The sequence below is a fragment of the Dyella sp. SYSU CM1112 genome (assembly GCF_058216415.1).
In genome coordinates, this window is record NZ_JBZEGI010000001.1 from 555,787 (window position 1) to 579,100 (window position 23,314).

Genomic DNA, 23,314 nt, shown 5'->3' on the forward strand with positions numbered 1-23,314 from the left:
ATTACCGGTATGCCGCATGCGTCACGCCGTGGCATACCGCCTATTGCGCTTCGCATAGGACTGCGTAACGTAGGAGACGCGACGACTTCCCTTGGGCTTTATGACCTCCTTGATGGCTCCTGCGCCGCTTGCCGGCAGCGATATTTATGAGCGCATCTTGACCGCCCCCGGTGGTTTGATCGTGCTTGAGCATGTGGATAGCCAGGCCTTGGTGGAGCAGTTCCGGGCGGTAGCCCGACATAACGGGCAATCCGTTTACCTTTGGCGACCGGACAGCGGCATGGAAAACCTACGGGAAGCCCACGCGCATATTCCAGGGTCGCAGCGGCTTGGTAATGCCTTGCGCTATATCCAACAAAGCATCCACTTTGGTATTTATCTGCTTTCACGGTTTCCATTGCCCTTGGTGCCCGCAGAAAGCAGCTTACTAAGGCAACTGGCCCGTACTCCCGCAGGACATGTTCGCCGTGTAGTTTTGCTGGATGCGGTTCCTGCCTTGGTGGCGAGCGTGGACGATGTGGCCGTACGCATGAGGAGCACAGCCAAGGCGGCACAGCATCCCCGCTTGCGGGATGGCCGATGGCTGCTATGACGCCGACCTCCTTGCAAGCCGGTGTCCTGTTGGTGGCTTCCGAACGAGAGCTTCGTCGGGAGTTATTCGACATACTTGATCGCGAGGGCCATCCACCGATCCATTCAGCGCGCGATACGACACATGCCGCCATTCTGCTGGAAGGGCGAGAGCCGCTGGCTTTGATCGTGATGGTTTTTAACGGAGACGGCCGATCGGGCACGGTGCAGTGTGAGCAGCTGAAGCTGCTGCCTGCTTGCGCGAGTGCTCCGGTCATAGCTGTGCTATCTGACGACGCTGTCATCAAGCCGGCGCAGCTGCCTTCTATCATTGAAAGCTGGCTTTATGCCGCTCAGGTCCGCACCGAGCTCATTTCTCGTTGGCAGGGATTACATGGCAAAGGCGCAGCTCCGTTTGAAGAGCACGTGACTCATGCCATCCATTCACCTTCTTCGATTCCGCCGCAATCGGCGGGCGACTATCGCTTCGCGTTTGAAGACGATCGCAATGATTGGTTGATCGTGGATCCGACGGCGCAACGAGTGGTGGAGGCGAATCCCGCATATGTACGCCGTAGCGGTCTGGCTAATAGCGTGCTGAGTGGCTTATCCCTGCGTGATGCGATCGCATTCGAGAACGGCGGCGTTGAAACAGTGATTGCCGACACTCCGCGACAGTGGCTCCCATGCCGGCGCAAATCGATTCGCGGTCATGACATGGGCGAGGCAGTGGTACGTCGTGTGCGTCACGGTGGCCGGGATCTGATCGCGCTGCAATTTCGTAGTGCCAGCGCTGGCGTGCGTCCCGCTGTTGCTTTGTCATTGTTGGCGAAATTGTTTAGCGCCGGTCACGATGATGCAAGCATCGGAGAGACCGCCAGATCACTGCTGGAAGGCATGGAGCTCGACTATTTTGCCGTGTGGTCGGCGCGTCCTGAAGAAAGCAGTGTGCCAGTACAAGTAGTGCAACATTGGCAGGGTGAGGAGCCGATCTGGCCGGGCCCTCAATTGCAAAGCTCATTGAGGCTTGTCTTAGGTGGGCGAACATTGCTGCACCCCCACGATGCCCGACGGCTTGCGGATGTGGACCCATTGATCGGGTTGTTGGATCTGCGCGGATTCATCGGCCTGCCTCTGCTTGATGAGCGCCGGGCGGTACTGGGCGCTTTGCTGGCAGGTAGCCGCAATCCCTTCACTGAACCTGAGGTCATGACGCCTGTGCTGCACTGCGCGGCGGCACATTTTGCCCATATGCTGGAGCTGCGTCGCACGCGCGAGCAGGGACGCGCGGAGGGTTTGCTTGATGCTTTGACGGGGCTTCCCAATCGTTTGTTATTCAACGATCGACTCGACACCATCATTCGCGAAGCCAACCGGACTGGGGAAACCTTCGCGGTGTTGTTTGTTGATCTGGATCGCTTCAAATTCATTAACGACACGCTTGGACATGCTGTGGGCGATCAAGTACTGGTGGCTGTCACGCAGCGACTGCGCAGTAGCGTTCGCGCGTCCGATACGGTGGCACGGTATGCGGGCGACGAATTTACAATCGTATTGCGGCACATCGTGAAGACGGACGACGTCGTGCGCGTGGCCGAAAAGATCGTTCAGCTGATGGAAGCGCCGCTGCACTTGCAGGATGGCCCGGAATTGCAGGTGACAGCGTCCATCGGCATCAGTTTTTTCCCGGAGGACGCGCCGGACGCGGAAACGCTGCTCAAACACGCGGACGAGGCGATGTATGCCGCGAAAAGCATGGGGCGAAACAATTATCGCGTATATGACGTCAGTCCTGCTCAGGAGCAACAGAATGCTGCGCTGAAAGCACGGCTGCGCCATGCCGAAGGCAATGGTGAGTTGCGTGTCTTCTACCAGCCGCAGATCAATGCGGAGACAGAAGATATCGTCGGCATGGAAGCGCTTTTGCGCTGGGAGCATCCCGAGCTTGGAAACATCGGCCCTGGTTTTTTCATTCCATTGGCCGAAGAGACGGGGCTTATCGTTTCCATCGGCGAGTGGGTGCTACGGACTGCCTGCAAGCATGCCAAGGCTTGGGATGACCGTTTTGGATTGCGCCTTCGATTGGGTGTCAATCTTTCGGCAGTCCAACTCATGCAGCCGGATCTGCCTGAGATCGTAGGTGCTGTGCTGGAAGAGACGGGTTTGGATCCAGCGTTGCTTGAGCTGGAGGTCACCGAAAGTATCAGCATCAAGGCGGCCCCCAACTTGATGGAGAACATGCAAAGACTGCATCGGCTTGGCTGCCACATCGCTATCGACGATTTCGGTACCGGTGCCGCGTCGTTGGATTATTTGCGGAAACTGCCGGCCGATCGCATCAAGATCGATCAAAGCTTTGTTCGCAATATCGGCGTTGATCCCGATGATGAGGCCATTGTGCGCGCGACTATCGAAATGGCCCATCGCCTGAAACGAGGCGTGGTTGCCGAAGGTGTGGAAATAGAACAACACCTTCAGTTTCTGCGCGCGAATCATTGCGACGAGCTCCAGGGGTACCTGTTCTGCAGACCGTTGCCGCACGGCAGTTTTGAGCGTTTGCTGGCTGAGCGTGAACGCCTGATGTCTGGCGAAGGGTTATCGGCCGCTTCCGCATAGCAGAATAATCAGCCGCCTGGATTGCTTGCTTGAGCCTACTATAGGCAGCCCCTACTTTAGAATGCTGCGGAGTAGGGCTCCGTGCTGAACTTGCGGGCGTGAAGCCGGTCAGAGCAGCTCACCCATCCGATGGAAGCATCCCGGTATGGTCCAGTGACGAAGGAGACGGCCCGGATGGGCGACAACGAACTCGATAGTGCGCTGGTAGAGCGTGTACAAAACGGAGACAGGCGCGCTTTTGACTTGCTGGTGCGCAAGTACCAGAACAAGGTGATTGGGCTTATTTCCCGCTACGTACACAACTATGCCGAGTGCGAGGATGTGGCGCAGGAGGCATTCGTGCGAGCTTGGCGGGCGATCGGGTCGTTTCGCGGGGAGAGCGCTTTCTATACTTGGATGTACAAAATTGCGGTGAATACGGCGAAAAATCATTTGGTTGCCATGGGCCGCCGGCCACCGGCCGACGATATTTCCGTCGAAGACGCCGTATTCGTCCCGGGAGCGGACCGCATGCAGGAGGGGGCCACCCCCGAGCGCGAATTAATGCGACAGGAAATTGAACAAACTGTGTTTGCTACTGTCCAAGCTTTGCCCGAGGAGCTGCGGACGGCTATCACCTTACGAGAGGTGGAAGGCCTAAGCTATGAAGAGATTGCCGAAGCCATGGGCTGCCCGATCGGTACGGTGCGTTCGCGTATCTTCCGGGCACGTGAGGCAATCGACGAGAAGTTGCGGCCATTGCTTTCAGACCGCGAGGATCGGATGTCATGAGTGAAGCCAACAAGGAAACCCTTTCTGCTGCGGTAGACGGCGAGCTGTCGAGGGAGGAGCTGCGCTTTCTGCTGCGCAGGCTCGACCACGATGCTTCGTTGCAGCAGACATGGGCTCGATACCACGTTGCCGGCGACAGCTTGCGTCGTCACTTGCCTGCCATAACTCATCCAGGATTCGCATCGCGCGTCATGGAGGCCATTGAGGGTGAGGCAGCGACACGTACTACGCCCAAGCGAGATTGGTTGCGCCTGTCCGTGGGTGGAGCCATCGCCGCCAGTGTTGCAGTGGCAGCACTGATGATTTCTCAGCCGACGGCTCCTGATTCTGAACATCCCGTATCGTTGACCGCGAGCGGTAGTATGTCTAATGGGACCCCTCACGCTGGGGCAGCATTGGCATCGATGGCCCCAGCAGCACGCACGAATGATGTGCTCGCAGCCGTTCCTCCCTCGTTGAGTCCCTATTCGGCATCGTCATTGAGCCAACGGGCTTCGGTAACGCTTGGCGATCCATCGGACAACCCTTTGTTTCAGCGCTATTCCAGCCAGGCTTATTCCATTCACGGCTACAAAGCGCTGAATAATCAGGACGGAAGTTACCTGCTCCTGATCGATACGCCGCAAGTGAAGCCTACGGCGTCAAGTGCCCGCTAATAGTGCGGTCTAAAGTGAACCGCCGGGCGCTCTTGCATGCCTCGGCGGTCAGGGACACCCTTGGCATTGGGTTTCCCGGTTTCTTCATTCCACCCTCTCTCCCGTTCCACCCTACCGGCTTAGGAGCGGAAGTGGGGCGCCTAGCATCAGAGGAGGAATCATGAGTCACCCCCGTCTCGTCAGCCGCCGCATTTTCAGTAGCCTTTTGGGCTGCGCTTTGATCACGGGTTTTTCCATGCCTGGCGTAGTGCTAGCCCAGAATGCCGCAGTCACGGGCTTGCCGGACTTCACAAGCATCGTGCAGAAAAATGCGGCCGCGGTCGTGCATGTAGAAGCCAAATACACCGGCCGCCGCCCTAAAGCTGCTGGTGGTGTTCCTCTGCAGGGCATGCCGCCTGATCAGGCTGAAATTTTCCGCCGCTTTTTCGGCATGCCGATGCTTCCTTCTCCGGAAGAACAGGCACATACCTCGCTTGGTTCGGGCTTCATCATCTCCAGCGATGGATACATTCTGACCAATAACCATGTGGTTGATCACGCCGATTCGGTGACTGTGCGGTTACAGGATCGTCGGATCCTGACGGCGAAGGTGATTGGTACCGACCCCACGTACGACATTGCCTTGCTCAAGATCAACGCGGGGGGCAGCTTGCCCACTGTGACTATTGGCGATTCACGCTTGCTCAAGCCAGGCCAATGGGTGTTGGCCATTGGTTCCCCATTTGGGTTCGACTACACCGTGACGCAGGGAATCGTCAGTGCAGTGGGCCGCAGCCTGGGCGCGGGTGATCAACCCAGCACGTCCTTCATTCAGACTGACGTGCCGATCAATCGCGGCAATTCCGGTGGCCCGTTATTCAATCTGCAAGGGCAGGTCGTAGGTATCAATTCGCAGATTTATTCCGACACGGGAGGCTACCAGGGCGTGGCTTTCTCGATTCCGATCGATCTTGCGATGAACGTCGTTCAGCAACTCAAGACGAAGGGTTACGTCACGCGCGGCGAACTGGGTGTCATGATCAAGCCGGTGGATGATGATGTCGTCAAAGCGCTTAAACTGGATAGCGCAAGAGGGGCCATCGTAGTGAGTGTGTCGCCCGATAGCGCGGCCCAGCGGGCAGGTTTGCAGGCGGGAGACATCATCTTGGCCTATAACGGGCAGCCCATCGAGCAAGGTTCCGATCTGCCTCCGCTGGTGTCGATGACAAAACCAGGCACCACCGTACCGATCAAGGTTCTCCGCAATGGAAGCGAAAAGACTTTACAGGCCACCATTGGCACCATGCCGAGAGGGCAGAGTGCGGCCTCCGCATTTGGCAAGGCGGCCCCAAGTACGGGATCAGCTGCTCTAGGCCTGACAGTAGAAGGCCTGGATTCTTCCACGCGTAGTCAACTCGGCCTGAAGGCTGGTGAGGGGGTGGCCATTTCGGATGTCACCGGTCCGGTGGCTGCTCAGGCGGGTTTGCAGCCGGGCGATGTGATTCTGATGGTCAACCAGAAGAAAGTGGGTAGCGTAGAAGCGTTCCGAGCGGCCACCGCCAATGTGAAGCCCGGAGACACTGTGCTACTGCTGGTCCGCCGGGGCGATTCCAGCAATTTCATCGCGCTCACAGTTCCCAGCGGCAAGGATGAATGACCTCCACGGGGCGCCTACAGAGGCGCCCCTGACATCTTTGCGGATTTTCACGTTGCCGTTTGCCTTCTCAATCCGTGCGATAATGAACGGCTAATATCGCCATCCCGGTGATAGGCTGCCTGTGCATCGCGCGAGGCGGTGAAGCTTACAGCGTGCCCATGGAACTGATCCGCAATTTTTCTATCATCGCCCACATTGATCACGGCAAATCCACGCTTGCCGACCGCATCATTCAGATTTGCGGCGGACTGGCCGAGCGCGAAATGGAAGCCCAGGTGCTGGACAGCAATCCCATCGAGCGTGAGCGCGGCATCACCATCAAGGCGCAATCGGTATCGCTGCCCTACAAGGCGCGAGACGGGAAGACCTATCAGCTCAACTTCATCGACACGCCCGGGCACGTCGATTTCTCCTATGAAGTAAGCCGTTCGCTTGCCGCCTGCGAAGGCGCCCTGCTAGTCGTGGACGCAGCCCAAGGTGTGGAAGCGCAGTCGGTGGCCAATTGCTACACGGCCGTAGAGCAGGGGCTGGAGGTTGTTCCGGTACTGAACAAAATCGATCTGCCTACCGCCGATCCAGAGCGTGTGAAGGGCGAAATCGAGGCCGTCATCGGTATTCATGCCGATGACGCGGTGGCTGTGAGCGCCAAGACCGGCCAGAACGTTGTCGAAGTGCTTGAGGCGATCGTGGCACGTATTCCGCCACCAAAGCCGCGCGACACCGATCGCTTGCAGGCATTGATCATCGACTCCTGGTTCGATAACTATCTTGGAGTGGTATCGCTGGTTCGAATCATGCAGGGCGAGATCAAGCCGGGTGACAAATTGCTGGTCATGTCTACCGGTCGCGCCCATGAGGTCGGTGAAGTCGGCGTATTCACACCTAAACGCAAGAAGCTGGACAAGCTTTCCGCCGGTGAGGTGGGTTGGATTACTGCCTCGATCAAGGATGTTCACGGCGCCCCGGTCGGCGATACGCTGACTTTGGCCGCCAAGCCAGCACCCCATCCACTCCCCGGCTTCCAGACCATGCAGCCCCGTGTCTTTGCCGGTCTCTTCCCGGTTTCGGCCGACGATTATCCTGCATTGCGCGAGGCGCTCGACAAATTACGTCTCAACGATGCGGCCCTGTTCTTCGAGCCGGAAAGTTCCGAAGCGATGGGTTTCGGTTTCCGCTGTGGATTCCTGGGCATGTTGCATATGGAGATCGTGCAGGAACGCCTTGAGCGCGAGTACGACCTCGATTTAATCACCACGGCACCCACGGTGGTCTATGAGGTCCTGAAGAGCGACGGGACAGTCATGTCGCTGGATAATCCTGCGCGCCTTCCACCAATCCCACAGATTGAAGAAATCCGCGAACCCATCATCGTCGCCCATATTCTCACGCCCCCCGATTACATCGGGAACATCATTACCCTATGCGAGGAGAAGCGCGGTGTGCAGCGTTCCATCCAGTATCTCGCCACACAAGTGCAGATCAGTTACGAACTGCCGCTCGCGGAAGTGGTGCTGGACTTCTTTGACAAATTGAAATCCGTATCGAGAGGCTATGCCTCGATGGATTATCAGTTCGAACGTTTCGATGCAGGTCCATTCGTGCGGGTCGACGTTCTGATCAATGGCGATCGTGTTGATGCGCTCAGTCTTATCGTGCATCGGAGTCATGCGGACCGCCGTGGTCGTGAACTGGTCGAACGCATGAAGGATTTGATTCCGCGTCAGCAATTCGATGTGGCCATTCAGGCAGCCATCGGCGCTCAGATCATCGCCCGTTCAACGGTAAAAGCGTTGCGCAAAAATGTGCTGGCTAAATGCTATGGCGGTGATGTCAGCCGCAAGAAGAAGCTTCTGGAGAAGCAAAAAGAAGGTAAAAAGCGAATGAAGCAAGTCGGTCGGGTGGAGATTCCGCAGGAAGCTTTTCTTGCCGTGCTTAAAGTAGATAAATAGCAGCTGGCCTTGGAGTCATTGCATGGATTTTGATTTTTCGGCAATTTTGCTTGGACTCACCGTACTTTTTGGTGTGGTGTGGGCCTTTGATCGCCTGTTTTTTTTCAAGAAGCGCAAGGCTCGTTTTGCAGCCTCGGGCGAGGATTATCGCGATCCGGTACCGGTGGATTGGGCCCGTTCGCTGTTTCCGGTGATTTTTGTCGTGTTGTTGCTGCGTTCCTTTGTCGCCGAACCGTTCCGGATTCCATCGGGATCGATGATGCCGACCCTCGATGTCGGAGATTTCATCCTGGTCAATAAATTTGCTTATGGGTTACGCCTGCCTGCCTTCAACAACAAGATTCTCAGCATAGGCGAGCCTAAGCGTGGGGATGTTGTGGTGTTTCGATTTCCAGGCTTCCTCTGCCAGGATGAGAGTGGACGGATCGTCCGTAGCGGCGATGTGACCTGCAGCGATCCGCATGCGCCGGTCGCAAGCGAGAACTGGATCAAGCGCATTATCGGTTTGCCGGGAGATACCATCGAAGTTCACGACAGCCAGATCTTGATCAATGGCAAACCCGTGGTAGACACCGAAATTGGCCCTTTCCAGGGAAATCCAGCGCGCCCCGAAGATAATGAATTGATGTACTACAACGCGACGATCTGGCGCGAACAGCTGGGCGCTGTCAATCATTTGATCGCACGCATGCCTTCTCGTGGTCCGACACCTCCCATCCCGAATGCCCGCGTACCATCGCTCATACCACCAAATTGCTACATTGTGATGGGGGATGACCGTGAAAACAGCGAAGACAGCCGTTGGTGGGGATGCATGCCGGAGAAGAACCTGGTTGGCAAAGCTTTCATGATCTGGTTCAGCTGGAAAGGCTGGGGCACAGGGGGCGTGGGCTTCCATCGCATTGGTAGCATCATTCATTGATGCGCATGGCCAAGAATCAGGAACCGTGAATCCATCGCTGGCAGCGGTAATCTGGACCAGGCAAAGTACGGTTGTAGCGTTAGGGTTTGAAACTGGGTGGGCCGGTCAATCGGCATAGTGAGGGGACTATGAAATCGAAACAGGCGGGCATCACGCTCATCGGCTTCCTGGTGGTGTTGGCAGTCGCAGGTTTTTTTGCCTATATGGCAATGAAACTTGTGCCTGCGTATATCGAGTACGCGGGTGTGGTAAAGGCGATGAATCAGATTTCCAGCGAAGGCGTGGATGGCAAATCAATCGATGAGATTCGCCGGGAGTTGATGTTCAAACTTGGATTTCAATATGTGGATGACGCCACGGTTCATCCCAGTGACATCACCATCGGGCAAGGTGCCAGCGGCAACGAATTGCGCGTCAGCTACGATAAGCAAGTGCCCTTCATATACAACATTGATTTCCTGATTCATTTCGATAAAAGCGTACCCGTGGCGGGTAATATGGCTACGCCGTAAGATCGCAGTGGAATTGGCTTATCATTTCCGGGATGCCTCGCTTGCCACGCTCGCACTGACTCACCGCAGTGCAGGCAAGCCCAATAACGAGCGCATGGAATTCCTCGGCGATGCGCTGTTGGGCGCGATCGTGGCAGAGATGCTTTACGAGACCCATCCGAAAGCTACAGAGGGTGAAATGTCACGCCTGCGTGCGCAGCTGGTGAACGGCCAGGCGCTGGCAGTGATGGCACGGGAGCTGGAACTTGGGGATCGGCTGAGGCTTGGTTCGGGAGAACTCAAGAGTGGCGGTTTTAGGCGGGACTCCATCCTTGCCGATGCGTTTGAAGCACTCGTCGCCGCCATTTATCTCGATGGTGGTTTTGATGCTTGCAGGAACACCGTACGCAGTCTTTTTGCGGGCCGTGTAGCAGCTTTGCCGCGTTCTTCCAAGGACGCCAAGACTCGATTGCAGGAATGGCTCCAGGCCCAGGGATGGCCTTTGCCGCACTATGAACTCGTGGCGGCGGAAGGCGAAGAGCATGCGCGCATCTTTCAGGTGAATTGCGTCGTGATCGAGCCGCTTGCCGTGACGGCCTCCGGTCGGGGCAGCAGCCGGCGTCTTGCGGAGCAGGATGCGGCGGAAGTTGTATTGACGCAGCTCATCGGCAGCCAAGAAAGACCAGGCAGCAGTTCCTAGCGAATCGGTTAGACCGAACTATGTTTTTTTACACGCGCGGGTGGCGTTTATCGGCTCCCGGCGCCATGCTTATACCGTTTGAAAAGAGTCTGCCTGCCATGAATGACGATCGAGACGACACAGTCCAAACCGCTCCCCCTCACCCGGATTTTCGATGCGGTTCGGTGGCCTTGGCCGGACGTCCGAACGTGGGCAAGTCGACCTTGCTTAACGCCCTGATCGGGTTCCGATTGTCGATCGTGAGTCCCAGGCCGCAAACAACGCGCCACCGCATTCTAGGCATTGCCACCAGCGACGCCGGCCAAATTCTTTACGTCGATACGCCGGGGCTGCATCGTGGCGCCAAGCGCGCCATGAACCGCAGCTTGAACCGTGCTGTTCGTTCCGCCATCAGCGACGTGGATCTGGCGCTTCAGCTCATCGAGGCGGGACGCTGGACGGATGAAGATGAAGCGCTTTACGAGGCATTGGCTGAGCAAAATATTCCGCGTCTTTTAGCCATCAATAAGGTCGATCTCAGCAAGGATAAAGCTGCGTTATTGCCCTTTGTGGCCGATCTCTGTGACAAGCACAGCTTCGATGCCGTGCACTATGTCAGTGCACTCAAGCGCAAAGGCCTGGAGGCGTTGGCACACGATATTCTTACGCGTCTGCCGGTACGTGCGCCGATTTTTGGCGAAGACGAAATCACGGATCGCAGCGAGCGTTTTCTTGCTGCCGAAATGGTGCGTGAGCAGTTGATGCTACGTCTCGACCAGGAATTGCCATATGCCACCACGGTAGAGATCGAGCAATTCAACGATCGCCCTGATGGTGTGGCCGAAGTGCACGCCGTGATCTGGGTAGAGCGTGAGGGCCAGAAAGCTATCGTCATTGGTCAGGGTGGCGCGCAACTCAAGGCGATCGGAACAGCCGCGCGCCGGCATATGGAGCGTATGTTCGATCGAAAGGTCTTTCTGCGGCTGTGGGTCAAGGTGCGCGAGGGTTGGGTGGATGACGAGGCCATGCTGAAACAGTTTGGCTACACTGATTGAATAATGGACAAGGTCTAATCCAGACGATCAGCACGGAGCGCAATATGAAGCCTGGGTCGCAGTTGCTGCTCCCTGATTTGTGAAGATCTATGCTCCTGCAGCAGCCCGCTTATGTATTGCATTCCCGCCCTTACCGGGAAACATCGCTGCTGCTTGAGTGCCTCACCCGAGACTATGGACGCGTTGGCGCGGTGGCTCGAGGCGTACGTAGTCCAAGAGGGCGCTTGCAACGCTCACAGTTGGAACCCTTCCAGCTATTAGCCGTAGACCTTCAGATGCGCGGAGAACTGGCCACCTTGCGGGGTGCGGAGATGACATCTTCGCCTTTGCGCTTGGCCGGTGATGCCAGTGTGGCGGGTTTATATATAAACGAACTTGTAGTCCGGCTGACCGAGCGGCAGGACCCGCATGCGGGGCTTTTTCACATCTATAGCCAAACACTCACGCGTTTGGCCGCCGGAGAATGTCTGAGCTGGCATTTGCGCCGCTTTGAACGGGACCTGCTGGCGGCGCTCGGTTACGGGCTGCAATTGGACGTTGAGGGTCATAGCCTTGAGCCATTGCATGCCCAGATTCATTACAGCTATCGACCGGAACATGGGCCCGTGCGCTGCAGGTCTACGGACTCGGGCGCTTTGCGGGGCAGCGACTTGCTCGCCTTGGCGGAAGATCGGATGCCGGATGCGCAAGGACTGCACAGCTTGCGCACGATGATGCGCGAATTAATCCGGTTTCACCTTGGAGGCGTTGATCTGCGTGCGTGGCGAGTACTGCGAGGTGCTCTCTCTCGCCGTTGATCAGCCTTGTGCATTTGAAGGCATGGATTTAGCGCGTTTCCAGAGCCTGGATGGTTTGCAGCAGTGATCGCTGAAATTCTGCCAGTGGCAGCATAGCCCCTCGATGGCCCAACTTCAGATGTCGCTGGAGCGAGCCAATACGTTCGGATAGTGAGGTTGCTCCACAGAAGCCGCAAGATGAGCGCAATTTATGCAGGCGAGTTTCCAGCGCAGGCGGATCTGAACTCAGTTCGTCCCATTCATGCGAAAGCTTTAGCAGTTCCGCATGAAACAGCCTGCGCAGTGCTTGAACAGCTGCTGGTGCACCGCTTGCGTTCAACGCAAGCGCGTCATCGAGTAGCGGAAGTTCCCGCTGGCCAGTGATGGCCAATGTCAGAATATTTCGCAAATCTTGCAGCGAACAGGGCTTAAGCAACGCGGCATGAAAGCCCTTGGCGAGCAAAGCTTGCTGCTCATGTGCATCCAATTCGGCACTGCTGGCAACCGCGGGGCTGGAAACCGAGCGCGCGTGCGCGTCATTGCGCAACACCGCCAGCACTTCCACAGCGCCGTTGAAGGGCATGCGGCAGTCCAGTATGAGGAGGTCGAATGCCTCTGCGCGAGCCAACGTCAAAGCCTCGTTTCCGTCCGAGGCGAGTGCGACCCGGGCGCCGAATTGTCGAAACGCATCGTTTAGAAAATAGCGGCTGGGGGCATCATCGTCGGCGACCAGCACGTATGGCGCGTTCATAGGGTGAGGGGCAGGGGTGTCTGGGGGATATGGCATGGGTCCGTGTCCACATCGTTCAGCTTAGTTTGGCAGAATGACCCCTCCATGGTTTTGACAGTCAGCCGCCTATTCGTCCTTGTCGTTGCCCTGCTTTGGCTTGGGGTGGCGCCCGCCTGGGCGGATTCTGTCGTTTCCGCCAAAAGGATCGAGCTACCGGGCGTCAGCCTTCAAGATGTTCAAGTGCAGCTGATTCAGGGGGTTGACCCTAACACCGTTCAAGTCACCATCCACGCAAGCAAGGTGGGCATCCCCAGCTTTGGGTGGCGCAGGGTGAATCTGGCACTGCAGGGTGTGCTGCAACGCGACATGCAATTACGCTGGATTTTCACGGGAGCAGCCCAGCTGACCGGTGCTCCAGGCGGCGCGTTTGGCAAAGCCACGGTCAGCATGACAGTGGATACCTCGGCCAATACTCTGGAAGTCGACGTCGATCAAGGCGCGGCTCATATCGGGACGGCTTTTCCGCTCGATCAAACCACGCACGCCCAGATCAATCTGCAAAACCTTCCGGCTGGATGGCTGCAAGGGCTGCTAGGAACCGTGTGGGCGGGCCATATTTCGGGTGGCAAGCTCAATGCGGATCTCGCCCTGGATGTGCGCGACCAGGGCTTTCAAGCGTCGGGCGATTTCACGGTTGCAGATCTCCATTACGCCACTCCCACCGGCAATGTGGGAGGGCAGGGATTGGCCGGGCATGCACGGTTCACACTCGACGCTATGGTGTCTCCGGCCCAGCTGATGTTGAATGGCGGGATACGTGGCGGAGCATTACAGCTAGGGCCGGTGTTTGCCCGGCTTCCCTCCCACGATGTGGTCATGGATCTGCGTGCATCCTCGCAACGCGGTGGACTCAGTATCAGCCATTTGCGCTTTGACGATCCCGATGCGCTCCATCTGGAAGGGGCTCTCACCCTCGATGCCAAGGGTGATCTCCAAAAACTTCGACTGGAGCATTTCCAGGCGCGGTTTCCTGCCGCGTATGATCGCTACGGCCAGCCATGGCTGGATGACGGCTTCGCAACGCCTTCCGTGCAGATGGCAGGGCAACTCGAAGGGCATGTCGACTACACCAACAATACGTGGCGCAGCTTTGCATTCCATACCAACGGGCTGAGCATCTCGGATAGCTCCGGCCAGTGGCAAGCCAAGGGTCTGCATGGCGATGTGGATTGGTCGGACCAGAACGAAAGATCAGCAACGACACTGGGTTGGGATGAACTTGCTCTCCGCCAGTTTGTACTTGGCGCTGGACAGGCACGCTGGCGCAGCCATGATGGACATCTGAGCCTGCAATCACCTTTGGATGTGGCTTTGCTCATGGGGCAGGTGCATATCAACCGATTCAGCTGGCAACCCAATGCGGCGCGAAACCAGCGCTTTGATGTTGCGCTTGGCCTGCATGATTTGGACATGGCGGCGTTCAATCAAACGATGGGTTGGATTCCTTTTCCTGGCACATTGAACGGCACCATTTCCTCGATACAGTGGGCAGGAGATCGCTATGCCTTGGACGGCCAACTCACTATCAAGGCGTTCAATGGCACGGCCGAGGTAAATCACCTCTCCGTGCAGCAGCCATGGAGTGCCGGCACCGTATGGGGAGGGGATATAAGCCTGCATCAGATCGATCTTGCGGCGCTTACCAATGCCTTCAATTTTGGAAATATCACGGGGCAGCTGGAAGGTTCCATTGACGGCTTGCAACTCGCCGCCGGTGGCCCCCTCGCGTTCAACGCTTCTTTGCAAGCCCAGAGTGATGGGCGGATCAGCCTGCGCGCAGCCAACAATCTTTCCATTATCACGGGTGGAGCGGCAGCAAGCGGACTGCAAGGGGCGGTGATGCGGCTTTTCAAGACTTTCAATTACAAGCGCATGGGTATTCGTGCCGAGCTTCAGAATGGTGTATGTACGCTTGGCGGTCTGGACGGCGATGTCAGTGGCTACTCGATTGTCGAGGGAAGCGGCCTGCCCTATGTCCACGTCGTTGGTACCCAAACCAAGATCGATTGGCCGGTACTGGTTCATCGACTCAAGACAGCGTCCCAGGGAGCTGTCGTGGACCGCTAAGCCGGCTGTGCCGGGCTGGTATCATGGCTGAATAACCGAGCCGGCAAGGCGAGGTCTGAACCTTCTTCTTATCCGTCTGGGTCGTCCGATCCAGGTCCTCCGTTTTCAAGAGCATCAATGAACGAATTCGAAGTCTCCGTCATCGATTTGAGTCATGATGGCCGTGGGGTTACCCGCATCGATGGCAAGACGGTTTTTGTCAGCGGCGCATTAATCGGCGAACAAGTGCGTCTGCGTATTCGCAAGCGGCATCGCCATTTCGACGAAGCTGAAGCGATCGAAATTCTCGTGCCATCACCCCATCGCGTGGAGCCAAGGTGTGCGCATTTTGGTCAATGCGGCGGATGTTCGCTGCAACATCTGGATGCTGCCGCCCAGATCGAAGCGAAACAGCGTGTATTGATGGACAACTTCGCACGCATCGGCAAAGTGGAGCCGGAAAGTTGGTTGTCACCGCTCACCGATGATGCATGGGGCTATCGCCGCAAAGGTCGTTTGTCGGTGCGTGCCGTCGCGAAAAAAGGTCGCGTATTGGTGGGTTTTCGTGAGGAGAGCAATCCGCGCTTCGTGGCCGACATCATGCATTGCGACGTCGTCCATCCTGCGCTCGGGCCGAAGATCGGGATGCTGGCCGATCTGATCAGTGGCATGCACGCTGCCGCCGATATCCCGCAAATCGAATTTGCTGCCGGTGAGGACACCGTCGCCTTGGTTTTTCGTCACCTCAAGCCATTGAGCGAGGAGGATCGCGCGAAGCTCGTGGCGTTCGGCCAGCTGCACGGGTTCGCCATCTACCTGCAGCCCGGCGGTATCAGCAGTGTGCATCCATTGTGGCCAGAGCATCCTCGCCTCGCATTTCATGTTTCGGCAGGCGAGGGTACGAGCGACGTCGAGCTTGAATTTCAGCCGCTTGATTTTGTGCAGGTCAACGCCGGCATGAATCGGCGCATGATTGCGCGGACACTGGCGTTGCTGGATCCACAACCGCAGGACCGCGTTCTGGATCTATTCTGTGGATTGGGTAATTTCACCTTGCCCTTGGCACGGCGTGCGGCCGAAGTCGTTGGTGTGGAAGGCGAGCATGGCCTGGTTGAACGTGCAGCAGATAACGCCGCACGCAACGGGCTTGGCAATGCTTATTTTCAGGTGGCCAATCTTTTCGAAGATCAGCGTGGTACCGATTGGGCGCGCAAGCCATGGGACAAACTGTTGCTCGATCCGCCTCGTGCGGGTGCGGATAAAGTGCTGGAATACCTTCCCCACAAAGCAACGTCACGGATCGTCTATGTCTCTTGTCATCCTGCGTCATTGGCACGTGATGCCGGCATCCTGGTCGAGCGGCATGGTTTTCGTTTGGTGTCGGCTGGTGTGATGGACATGTTTCCGCATACGGCGCATGTCGAATCCATTGCCTTGTTCGAGCGCAGGTAGCATCCGCATGGGTATCGAAATCGAACGAAAATTCCTGTTGGCCGACGATAGTTGGCGCACGCTTGTCACCTCAAGCCGACCTATTGCACAAGGTTATCTCGTCAGCGTGCGCGCCCTTCGCGAAGGCATTGCACGGGCATCGGTACGAGTCAGGATCAGTGGTCAGCAGGCATGGCTCAATATCAAATCGGTGGAGCTGGGCGTGGCGCGTGCCGAGTACGAATTACCTTTGCCGCTCGCCGATGCGCAGGTGATGCTTCATTCACTGTGCGATGGCGTATTGGAAAAAATCCGACATCACGTGGAAGTGGACGGCTGGTTGTTCGAGGTCGACGAGTTCCTGGGCGAGAATCACGGCCTTGTTGTAGCCGAGATCGAACTGCCTACTGCGGAAGCTGTTTTTCCGCGGCCTTCCTGGCTTGGACCGGAGGTCAGCGAATTGGCACGCTATTACAACGTCAATTTGATCGAGTACCCTTACGCTGCATGGACTTCATCGGAGCGTGAAGCGAATGCCGATATATTGCAGGGGGACCACGCCTGATGTTGTTGATCGGGATCGCGGGAACCGAAGTGTTGCCGCACGAGCGAGCATGGCTCACGGCTCCGGGCGTAGCGGGCGTCATTCTGTTCGCCCGCAATTATGCTCATCGCGAACAGCTCATGACACTGACCGAGTCGATTCGTGCGGTAGCCGGCGAAACGTTTTTGCTTGCCGTGGATCAAGAGGGCGGTCCGGTGCAGCGTTTTCGCGAAGGCTTCACCCGTCTGCCGGCCTTGGCGAAGCTCGGTGAGGTGTATGAAAAGGACCCGGTCGAGGCTACGCGACTGGCTGAGGAGCATGCCTGGATCATGTCCAGCGAGCTGCGTGCCAGCGGTATCGATTTCAGTTTCGCGCCAGTGGCGGATCTGGCTCGTGGCAATGCTGCCATCGGCACGCGTGCTTTCCACGCTGATCCGGATATTGCGGGTGAACTGGTTCACGCTTACGTACGAGGCATGCATCTAGGCGGCATGGCTGCCGTGCTCAAGCATTTCCCCGGCCATGGCTCGGTCGCGGCCGATACCCATAAGGCCCAGGCCATCGACCCGCGCTCGCTGGATGAAATCCGGCACGATGATCTTCGCCCCTTCAAGGAGGGTTTCCTCGCGCATGCGGAAGCCGTGATGATGGCCCATGTGGTCTATCCTGCCGTGGACGACCAGCCCGCGGGCTATTCCCCGCGCTGGATTGGCGACATCCTGCGTGGCGAATTGGGATTTCAGGGGGCCATCGTCAGCGACGATATCAGCATGGCCGCAGCTGGCGTTGCCGGTGATATCGGCCGGCGCGTGCGAGCGCATTTGCATGCCGGTTGCGATCTGGTGCTTGCCTGTTTTCCCGAAGTGGTGGAAGAAGCCATTGCAGCTATCCCTCAGCCCAGCGAAGCGAGCACAAATCGTATTGCGGCGCTGCGGGGAGCAATAGGCGCTACCTGGGAAGGATTGCTCGACAACCCGCAGCGCGACCGTTTCGTCGCCCGCGTCACAGCATTGGACCATTGAGGTACGTCATGACTTCATCTCCTTCCAGCAAGGATCTTCCATCTCTCGCCGAGGCGCTGACTCATTCCGATGTATTGTTCGGACGGGCAGAGCTGGAGACTGTGATCGCCGACATGGGCCGCGCCATCGATGCGGTGCTTGATGGCGAACGTGCCGTGTTTCTCACGGTCATGAACGGGGCGCTGATGTTCGGCGGGCAGCTTGCGCTGTCCATCCGTACAGATCTCGAATTCGATTATGTCCATGCTACCCGCTACCGTGGCACCACTACCGGCAACACCCTGCATTGGCTGCGCGAACCCACGGCATCGCTGCAAGGGCGTACGGTGCTGCTCGTCGACGACATCCTTGATGAAGGACACACGCTCAAGGCTGTACGGGATGATTGTTTCCGTCGCGGTGCCAAACGCGTGCTCGTCGCCACGTTGTGCCGCAAGCTGCATGATCGCTGCGTCGACGGCATCGAGAGCGATTTCAACGGCGTCGACCTCCCCGATCGATACGTCTTTGGCTTCGGCATGGACTACTACGAGCAGGGGCGTAACTTGCCAGGTATCTATGCATTGCGTTGAGGAAGCACCTCCTCAGGCCGACCGTTGATGTGTTTCGCTACGGCGGTGGCCACGTGCCGCCGAGCCGCGATCTATCTATCTTCTGTTTTATCGTGATTCCCGGAACCTACCGTCATGAACCATTCCCTTGATCTTGCCGTCATCGGCGGCAGCGGCCTGTATCGTTTTTCTGGCCTCGAAAATCCGGTGCGGCAGCAGGTCGACACACCGTACGGCCCGGCTTCGGGTGAGGTTGTCATGGGAGATTTCGCAGGGCGGCGGATCGCATTCCTTGCTCGCCATGGCGAAAGCCACACGCTGCCTCCGCACCGTGTGAATTACCGTGCGAACGTATGGGCTCTTCACCATCTGGGGGCGCGCAGAGTGATCGGCGTAAATGCCGTGGGCGGCATTCGCGATGATATGGGCCCGCGAGCCATCGTAGTGCCCGATCAGATCATCGATTACACCAGTGGCCGCTACACGAGTTTTTGCGATATCGAAGGTGCCGAGGTCAAACACATCGACTTTACCGAGCCCTATACGGCGCCGCTGCGCATGGCGTTGATTGACGCAGCGCGGCGCGCCGGTATCGATGTCATCGATGGTGGCTGCTACGGTGCCACCCAGGGGCCGCGGCTGGAAACGCGTGCGGAGATCGTGCGTTTGAAGCGCGACGGCTGCGATCTGGTCGGCATGACCGGCATGCCGGAGGCTGCCTTGGCACGAGAACTGGATATGGACTATGCGTGCCTGGCGCTCGTCGCCAATTTCGCTGCCGGATGCGGAAATGAGCCTGAAATCAGCATTGAAGAGATCTTCGCCCACCTTGCAGCGGCGACCGAAACGGTCCCGCCGATCATCGCCGAACTGCTCAAAAGCTAAGCAATCGGTCCTCCGACGTCGCACCTGACGCAGGCGCATATTGCGCTTTGCCTGAAAACATGCAGATACTTTCTCTGTGCCAGGGGCGGCGGACCTAGGGGTAGAGGTGGTTCTCGCAGAGACTTGGTGCATCCAGTCCTTAGATTCAGAGGTTCACGCAATGCGTTTCGGTACGGTCAAGTGGTTCAACGACGCCAAGGGCTTTGGCTTCATCGCGCCCGAGGATGGTGGGGAGGACGTGTTTGTCCACTTCTCGGCGATCAATGCCAAGGGCTTCCGCAGCCTGCAGGAAGGTCAGCGCGTGAAGTTCGAAGTTACCCAGGGCCCGAAGGGTGCCCAGGCTTCCGGGGTCGAACTCGCGGTCTGATCAAAGCCGTCGTTGCTTTAATCGAGTAGTACAGAGAAAGCCTTGTCTTGCGCAAGGCTTTCTCTTTTTCAAAGGCCTATACGTGTAGTTCTGCACGCTCCACGCTTGAATCGATACAAAACCCGAAGCGCCTTCTGTTGAAAAGCAAAGCAGGAACAAATCAGGCAACGAACTGAAGGCGTGCAAGTTCAGCGTACAAGCCGCCTTCGTCAAGCAGGCTTTCATGGGTGCCTTGCGCCACGATCCTTCCGCCGTCCATCACCACGATACGATCCGCCCGTTGAACGGTGGCAAGGCGGTGGGCAATGACCAAGGTTGTCCGCCCCTTTTCGAGACGTTCCAGGGCCTGCTGGATAGCGGCTTCCGATTGTGCGTCCAGGGCGGAGGTCGCCTCGTCCAGCAAGAGCAGCGGCGCATCGCGCAGAATGGCGCGAGCAATCGCGACGCGCTGGCGCTGGCCACCCGACAATCGCGCACCGTGTTCGCCTAATTGCGCTTCATACCCTCCTTGTAGCAACTGGATGAACTCATGTGCTTCTGCTGCACGGGCGGCGGCATGCACTTTTTCATCGCTGGCATCCTGTCTTCCGAAGCGGATGTTGTTTGCGGCGGTGTCGCCAAAGATCACGGTCTCTTGGGGAACCAGCGCGATTGCGCCTCGCAGTTCAGGCAGCATGAGCGCGCGCAGATCGACGCCATCGAGGCTGATGCGACCTTGCTGTGGATCGTAAAAACGCAACAGCAACGCAAGCACGGTACTCTTGCCTGCGCCGGAAGGACCGACCAGCGCCACGGTTTCGCCTGGGCGTATCTCCAAATTGAATTCATGCAGCGCCGCAGCATCGGGCCGGGTAGGGTAGTGAAAGCCGACGTTTTCGAACCGCAGGCTGCCACGGATCGGTCGCGGCAAATGCTGTGGATGAACTGGATCGGCGATGCTGGCCTGCTCGTGAAAAAGCTCGCCTATGCGCTCCATGGCACCGGCAGCGCGCAGTACATCACCCCATACGTCCGACAAGCCCATCATCGACCCGCCGGAAAGCATGGCGTACACCACGAATTGCGCCAGCACACCGGCATCCAGGCTGCCAGTGAGCACATTGCGCGCGCCCACCCACAACACCAACGTAATGGCGCCGAAAAAAAGCACGATGACGGCCACCGTAAGCATCGCGCGCGTGCCAATGCGCTGGCGAGCCGTAGCTAATGCACGCTGGATGGCGTTGCCGTATCGGCCGCTCTCGATATTCTCGCGGGCGTAGGCTTTTACGGCCGTGGCCGCGTTGAGCGTTTCGTTGGCGATCGCGGCCGCGTCAGCAAGACGATCTTGGCTGGCACGTGAAAGTCGCTGTACTCGGCGGCCGAAAATCAGAATCGGCAACACGACTGCAGGAATCACCAGCGCAGTAAGTCCCGCCAAATGCGGACTGGTCCAGATCATGGCGACGGTAGCACCCACCAGCATCACCGCACTGCGCAAGGCGACCGAAATGCCCGACCCAACGAGTGCCTGCACCACCTCCGTATCGGTGCCGAGCCGGGAAATCAGTTCACCCACCCGGCTGCGTTCGAAAAAGCCCACATCGAGCCGGATCACATGTGCATACAACTTTGAGCGCAACGCGGCCAGTGTGCGTTCGCCCAGCAGTGAGATGCAATAAAACCGAGCCGCCGTGGCGAAGGCCATCACCAACGCCACTGCAAACAAGCCGAGGAAACTATGGTTGATCGCGGTAAGACTGGAATGGCGAAAGCCGCGGTCGATCATGTGCCGCACCGCCGTAGGCAACACCAAGGTGGCACCGGAGGAGATCGCCAGGAATATCAGCCATCCCAATGCCAGCGTGCGATGGGGTCTCATGAATGGCCAGAGCAGGCGCAGCGAGCCTACGCGACGACGTGGCTTGGGGTCATTCGCTGGAGAGGTGCTCATAGGGGCCTGTCGCAATCTGGATCGAAATCAGATTGGGGACCCGGGCCTCTGATTCAATCATGTCCGTGGAGATACTGCGCGAGCGTCATGGACAACGGGGTGCTTCAATCCAACAGATAAGCCTCGATACGGCCTCGGCTGATATCCACGATGCGGGCCTTGGCATCGTCCACGCGTTCCACCGGCAGGCGCAGGTGCAAAGTAACGCCCGCAGCATCAAAGTTTTCCTGTTCGATCTCGGCGCCGATGTCTCGAAGACGCGCTTTCATCAGGGTATGTGCGGCGAAATCGCAATGCACTCCTAGCCGTGTGGTTGCCACGATAGGGGTTCGCCCGGCTAACCGAAGGCATGCCGCGGCGGTGCCGCCGTAGGCTCGCGCCAAGCCGCCCGCACCGAGTTTGATGCCGCCGTACCAGCGCGTGACAACCACGATGATCCGGTCGATACCTTGTCCTTCAATGGCCTGCAGGATAGGGCGTCCAGCCGTGCCGCCGGGCTCGCCATCGTCGTTGAAGCGATAATCCTGGCCGATACGGTAAGCCCAGCAGTTGTGGGTTGCCGTGGTGTCACTTGCCGCATGGACGAAAGCAAGAGCCTGCGCTGCGGTGTCGACCGGGGCTGCCTTGGCCAGAAACCGACTTTTACGAATCTCTTCGCTGTGCTCGAAGGGGGCCAGGAGGGTATGCAGCGTTGAACTCATGCCATGCAGAGTAGGGCAAGCACCCTCGCGAGTCACACGGCATGACGTACTCTACGGCGATACTTTGAAATAAGGACGTGCGCATGTTGATGGTATGGGTCCTGCTTTGTCTGCTTGGATATCTGCTGCACCGCCTGCGACGAAAGCGCAGCGGATGGGCACTTTGCGGCATGGCTTTTCTGCTTTTTCTGGCGACGGGGTGCGGTCCATTGCCCGCCTGGTTGCTAGCGCATTTGCAGGCCCCCTACGCAACGCGACCGGCCATCACCTGGGCTCCTCGTAATGCGATTGTCGTATTAGGGGTGGGAACATCGCGTGTCATCGGCACCTCGCAGATCGTTCCTACCGTATTCGCAGGAGGAAGGCTCACAGAAGGCTTTATCCTGTATCGCCAATGCAAGCAGACTGGCAACCAATGCAGACTGATTGTCAGCGGCGGCGATCCTTTCCATAACGGAAAGTCGGAAGCAGCGGTCTATGGGGAAGTACTGGCGGCAATGGGCGTGGATCGTTCGGATCTGATGCTGGAAACGCGCAGCTTGAATACCTGGCAGAACGCCCAATTCGTACAACCGATGCTTAAAGCGTATGCACCACAGCGCACGGTGTTGGTGTCGTCAGCCGTGCATTTGCGCCGTGCGAGCAAATATTTTGAACACTTTGGCATGTCCGTGATACCGGTGCGCGGTGATTACGCAGATGTGCGACTGACCTGGTTCCCCAACGGGTGGAATGTCGCGTTGACGGAATTTGCCCTGCATGAATACCTCGGCGTGTTGACGTATCACTTGTACAACGCCATGGGCTGGAACACGCCACCCAGCCGCTACGGTGCTCCGTAACACCGAGAACCACGAGCGCCTGCTTTCGTTCGAGGACGCGAAGGAAGGAGGCAGCCGTGTGGACATTGCGCGCGAAACCCT

At 57.8% G+C, this 23,314-nt stretch carries 22 protein-coding genes; 19 read left to right on the forward strand and 3 right to left on the reverse strand.

Annotated elements, in window-relative coordinates; translation table 11 throughout:
* Positions 1-112 precede the first annotated feature (112 nt).
* The 11 genes from AC4HNJ_RS02790 to recO all read left to right on the forward strand — a co-directional run bounded on the left by AC4HNJ_RS02790 (position 113) and on the right by recO (position 12,142).
* The gene (locus AC4HNJ_RS02790) at positions 113-592 is read left to right on the forward strand and encodes a hypothetical protein (RefSeq protein ID WP_490477978.1); all 480 of its coding nucleotides are present in this window, start codon (positions 113-115) and stop codon (positions 590-592) included.
* Complete coding sequence (locus AC4HNJ_RS02795; protein WP_490477979.1) at positions 589-3,186, forward strand: putative bifunctional diguanylate cyclase/phosphodiesterase; 2,598 nt, start codon at positions 589-591, stop codon at positions 3,184-3,186. The genes AC4HNJ_RS02790 and AC4HNJ_RS02795 overlap by 4 nt, the downstream gene beginning before the upstream one ends.
* Positions 3,187-3,360: 174 nt before the next feature.
* Positions 3,361-3,957 carry an RNA polymerase sigma factor RpoE gene (rpoE, locus tag AC4HNJ_RS02800; protein ID WP_490477980.1) on the forward strand — a complete coding sequence of 199 codons (597 nt, stop codon included), beginning with the start codon at positions 3,361-3,363 and terminating at the stop codon, positions 3,955-3,957.
* On the forward strand, positions 3,954-4,613 hold the full coding sequence (locus tag AC4HNJ_RS02805) for a sigma-E factor negative regulatory protein (protein ID WP_490477981.1): 660 nt from the start codon (positions 3,954-3,956) through the stop codon (positions 4,611-4,613). Before rpoE ends, AC4HNJ_RS02805 begins: the two co-directional genes overlap by 4 nt.
* A gap of 160 nt (positions 4,614-4,773) precedes the next feature.
* Positions 4,774-6,249, forward strand: coding sequence for a DegQ family serine endoprotease (locus AC4HNJ_RS02810; RefSeq protein ID WP_490477982.1), 1,476 nt, complete (start codon positions 4,774-4,776; stop codon positions 6,247-6,249).
* A 158-nt stretch (positions 6,250-6,407) separates the two neighbouring features.
* Positions 6,408-8,198 (forward strand): translation elongation factor 4, encoded by a 1,791-nt coding sequence (gene lepA, locus AC4HNJ_RS02815; RefSeq protein ID WP_490477983.1) that lies wholly within the window; start codon positions 6,408-6,410, stop codon positions 8,196-8,198.
* Between the two features lie 22 nt (positions 8,199-8,220).
* On the forward strand, positions 8,221-9,120 hold the full coding sequence (gene lepB / locus AC4HNJ_RS02820) for a signal peptidase I (protein WP_490477984.1): 900 nt from the start codon (positions 8,221-8,223) through the stop codon (positions 9,118-9,120).
* A 128-nt stretch (positions 9,121-9,248) separates the two neighbouring features.
* Positions 9,249-9,632, forward strand: a complete 384-nt coding sequence (locus AC4HNJ_RS02825; protein WP_490477985.1) for a DUF4845 domain-containing protein — start codon at positions 9,249-9,251, stop codon at positions 9,630-9,632.
* A 7-nt stretch (positions 9,633-9,639) separates the two neighbouring features.
* On the forward strand, positions 9,640-10,311 hold the full coding sequence (gene rnc / locus AC4HNJ_RS02830) for a ribonuclease III (RefSeq protein WP_490477986.1): 672 nt from the start codon (positions 9,640-9,642) through the stop codon (positions 10,309-10,311).
* Positions 10,312-10,409: 98 nt separating this feature from the next.
* On the forward strand, positions 10,410-11,345 hold the full coding sequence (gene era / locus AC4HNJ_RS02835) for a GTPase Era (RefSeq protein ID WP_490477987.1): 936 nt from the start codon (positions 10,410-10,412) through the stop codon (positions 11,343-11,345).
* A gap of 89 nt (positions 11,346-11,434) precedes the next feature.
* Complete coding sequence (gene recO, locus AC4HNJ_RS02840) at positions 11,435-12,142, forward strand: DNA repair protein RecO (RefSeq protein ID WP_490477988.1); 708 nt, start codon at positions 11,435-11,437, stop codon at positions 12,140-12,142.
* A gap of 28 nt (positions 12,143-12,170) precedes the next feature.
* On the opposite strand, the gene AC4HNJ_RS02845 is transcribed toward recO, so the two are convergent.
* Complete coding sequence (locus tag AC4HNJ_RS02845; RefSeq protein WP_490477989.1) at positions 12,171-12,908, reverse strand: response regulator; 738 nt, start codon at positions 12,906-12,908, stop codon at positions 12,171-12,173.
* 48 nt (positions 12,909-12,956) lie between these two features.
* On the opposite strand from AC4HNJ_RS02845, the gene AC4HNJ_RS02850 reads away from it, so the two are divergent.
* The 7 genes from AC4HNJ_RS02850 to AC4HNJ_RS02880 all read left to right on the forward strand — a co-directional run bounded on the left by AC4HNJ_RS02850 (position 12,957) and on the right by AC4HNJ_RS02880 (position 19,757).
* Complete coding sequence (locus tag AC4HNJ_RS02850; RefSeq protein WP_490477990.1) at positions 12,957-14,978, forward strand: translocation/assembly module TamB domain-containing protein; 2,022 nt, start codon at positions 12,957-12,959, stop codon at positions 14,976-14,978.
* A 117-nt stretch (positions 14,979-15,095) separates the two neighbouring features.
* Entirely contained in the window at positions 15,096-16,409 is a 1,314-nt protein-coding gene (gene rlmD, locus AC4HNJ_RS02855) for a 23S rRNA (uracil(1939)-C(5))-methyltransferase RlmD (protein WP_490477991.1), read from the forward strand.
* Between the two features lie 7 nt (positions 16,410-16,416).
* The gene (locus tag AC4HNJ_RS02860; RefSeq protein ID WP_490477992.1) at positions 16,417-16,953 is read left to right on the forward strand and encodes a CYTH domain-containing protein; all 537 of its coding nucleotides are present in this window, start codon (positions 16,417-16,419) and stop codon (positions 16,951-16,953) included.
* Positions 16,953-17,954, forward strand: coding sequence for a beta-N-acetylhexosaminidase (gene nagZ / locus AC4HNJ_RS02865; RefSeq protein WP_490477993.1), 1,002 nt, complete (start codon positions 16,953-16,955; stop codon positions 17,952-17,954). The genes AC4HNJ_RS02860 and nagZ overlap by 1 nt, the downstream gene beginning before the upstream one ends.
* 8 nt (positions 17,955-17,962) lie before the next feature.
* Positions 17,963-18,526, forward strand: a complete 564-nt coding sequence (locus tag AC4HNJ_RS02870; RefSeq protein ID WP_490477994.1) for a hypoxanthine-guanine phosphoribosyltransferase — start codon at positions 17,963-17,965, stop codon at positions 18,524-18,526.
* Positions 18,527-18,640: 114 nt separating this feature from the next.
* Positions 18,641-19,390 carry an S-methyl-5'-thioinosine phosphorylase gene (locus AC4HNJ_RS02875; protein WP_490477995.1) on the forward strand — a complete coding sequence of 250 codons (750 nt, stop codon included), beginning with the start codon at positions 18,641-18,643 and terminating at the stop codon, positions 19,388-19,390.
* Positions 19,391-19,550: 160 nt separating this feature from the next.
* Complete coding sequence (locus AC4HNJ_RS02880) at positions 19,551-19,757, forward strand: cold-shock protein (protein WP_115477178.1); 207 nt, start codon at positions 19,551-19,553, stop codon at positions 19,755-19,757.
* Between the two features lie 160 nt (positions 19,758-19,917).
* Here AC4HNJ_RS02880 and AC4HNJ_RS02885 read toward each other — a convergent pair whose 3' ends face one another.
* Entirely contained in the window at positions 19,918-21,690 is a 1,773-nt protein-coding gene (locus tag AC4HNJ_RS02885) for an ABC transporter transmembrane domain-containing protein (RefSeq protein WP_490477996.1), read from the reverse strand.
* Positions 21,691-21,794: 104 nt separating this feature from the next.
* Positions 21,795-22,391 (reverse strand): IMPACT family protein, encoded by a 597-nt coding sequence (locus tag AC4HNJ_RS02890; RefSeq protein ID WP_490477997.1) that lies wholly within the window; start codon positions 22,389-22,391, stop codon positions 21,795-21,797.
* Between the two features lie 83 nt (positions 22,392-22,474).
* Here AC4HNJ_RS02890 and AC4HNJ_RS02895 point away from each other — a divergent pair, with 83 nt between their 5' ends.
* Positions 22,475-23,233 (forward strand): YdcF family protein, encoded by a 759-nt coding sequence (locus AC4HNJ_RS02895; RefSeq protein ID WP_490477998.1) that lies wholly within the window; start codon positions 22,475-22,477, stop codon positions 23,231-23,233.
* The last annotated feature ends 81 nt before the right edge of the window (positions 23,234-23,314 follow it).

Coding starts and splice junctions, on each gene's coding strand:
- AC4HNJ_RS02790 (WP_490477978.1), top strand. CDS start 113: ATGGCTCCTGCGCCGCTTGCCGGCAGCGATATTTATGAGCGCATCTTG.
- AC4HNJ_RS02795 (WP_490477979.1), top strand. CDS start 589: ATGACGCCGACCTCCTTGCAAGCCGGTGTCCTGTTGGTGGCTTCCGAA.
- rpoE (WP_490477980.1), top strand. CDS start 3,361: ATGGGCGACAACGAACTCGATAGTGCGCTGGTAGAGCGTGTACAAAAC.
- AC4HNJ_RS02805 (WP_490477981.1), top strand. CDS start 3,954: ATGAGTGAAGCCAACAAGGAAACCCTTTCTGCTGCGGTAGACGGCGAG.
- AC4HNJ_RS02810 (WP_490477982.1), top strand. CDS start 4,774: ATGAGTCACCCCCGTCTCGTCAGCCGCCGCATTTTCAGTAGCCTTTTG.
- lepA (WP_490477983.1), top strand. CDS start 6,408: ATGGAACTGATCCGCAATTTTTCTATCATCGCCCACATTGATCACGGC.
- lepB (WP_490477984.1), top strand. CDS start 8,221: ATGGATTTTGATTTTTCGGCAATTTTGCTTGGACTCACCGTACTTTTT.
- AC4HNJ_RS02825 (WP_490477985.1), top strand. CDS start 9,249: ATGAAATCGAAACAGGCGGGCATCACGCTCATCGGCTTCCTGGTGGTG.
- era (WP_490477987.1), top strand. CDS start 10,410: ATGAATGACGATCGAGACGACACAGTCCAAACCGCTCCCCCTCACCCG.
- recO (WP_490477988.1), top strand. CDS start 11,435: ATGCTCCTGCAGCAGCCCGCTTATGTATTGCATTCCCGCCCTTACCGG.
- AC4HNJ_RS02845 (WP_490477989.1), bottom strand. CDS start 12,908: ATGCCATATCCCCCAGACACCCCTGCCCCTCACCCTATGAACGCGCCA.
- AC4HNJ_RS02850 (WP_490477990.1), top strand. CDS start 12,957: ATGGTTTTGACAGTCAGCCGCCTATTCGTCCTTGTCGTTGCCCTGCTT.
- rlmD (WP_490477991.1), top strand. CDS start 15,096: ATGAACGAATTCGAAGTCTCCGTCATCGATTTGAGTCATGATGGCCGT.
- AC4HNJ_RS02860 (WP_490477992.1), top strand. CDS start 16,417: ATGGGTATCGAAATCGAACGAAAATTCCTGTTGGCCGACGATAGTTGG.
- nagZ (WP_490477993.1), top strand. CDS start 16,953: ATGTTGTTGATCGGGATCGCGGGAACCGAAGTGTTGCCGCACGAGCGA.
- AC4HNJ_RS02870 (WP_490477994.1), top strand. CDS start 17,963: ATGACTTCATCTCCTTCCAGCAAGGATCTTCCATCTCTCGCCGAGGCG.
- AC4HNJ_RS02875 (WP_490477995.1), top strand. CDS start 18,641: ATGAACCATTCCCTTGATCTTGCCGTCATCGGCGGCAGCGGCCTGTAT.
- AC4HNJ_RS02880 (WP_115477178.1), top strand. CDS start 19,551: ATGCGTTTCGGTACGGTCAAGTGGTTCAACGACGCCAAGGGCTTTGGC.
- AC4HNJ_RS02885 (WP_490477996.1), bottom strand. CDS start 21,690: ATGAGCACCTCTCCAGCGAATGACCCCAAGCCACGTCGTCGCGTAGGC.
- AC4HNJ_RS02890 (WP_490477997.1), bottom strand. CDS start 22,391: ATGAGTTCAACGCTGCATACCCTCCTGGCCCCCTTCGAGCACAGCGAA.
- AC4HNJ_RS02895 (WP_490477998.1), top strand. CDS start 22,475: ATGTTGATGGTATGGGTCCTGCTTTGTCTGCTTGGATATCTGCTGCAC.